Genomic DNA, 579 nt, shown 5'->3' with positions numbered 1-579 from the left:
GATATGTTGTTAATGGAGTGGTTAGCAAAGGTACAGTCACAATTAGAAAGGCAAAAAAATTATATTGTGGGACAGCGTACCAGTCGTGCAAAAGGAACGGTGAAGTTAGAATTTATGGTGCATAAGCAGGGGAGTATTTTTTCTAGTCGTGTAGCAGTCTCTGCTGGTAATCCGGAACTTGATCGATTAGCGATGGCGGCACTTCAACGCGTTGGTTCTTTTCCACCCCCCCCCCCATCAAAAGTGAATAAAATAATCAGAGTATCCTTGATATTTAGCTGATTTTTTATATGGGGCGCTTTTCTTATAATATATTGATTTAGAATGATAATTCATCATTTTGTATTTGAAATAAAAGATCCTAATAGCATAGGGTTTTCTCATTTTGAATTTATTGATACTGAATCAATTAAAATTACTTGCGTATACATCATAAGCAGGTTGGTATGTGGGTGCTATTTAAAAAGGAATAAAAACACGTCTTATGAACGCTTTCAAAGTACTATTTGGGAAGTTAAGGCATATTATTTCCGTCGACCAGAAAGCAGGTCGGTTTTTATATCTATTTTCCCAGTGAGT

Annotated in this window: 1 protein-coding gene; it reads left to right on the top strand. The window is 36.1% G+C overall.

What is annotated here, in order from left to right; translation table 11 throughout:
- Positions 1-282, top strand: a 282-nt coding sequence (locus ACFIKE_RS12150; RefSeq protein WP_375650218.1) for an energy transducer TonB, incomplete at its 5' end; no start/stop codon positions are given.
- Positions 283-579 lie beyond the last annotated feature (297 nt).

It is taken from the genome of Bartonella sp. MU70NMGDW, assembly GCF_042194085.1.
GTDB lineage: Bacteria > Pseudomonadota > Alphaproteobacteria > Rhizobiales > Rhizobiaceae > Bartonella > Bartonella grahamii.
This window is presented reverse-complemented; position numbering and strand designations above follow the sequence as displayed.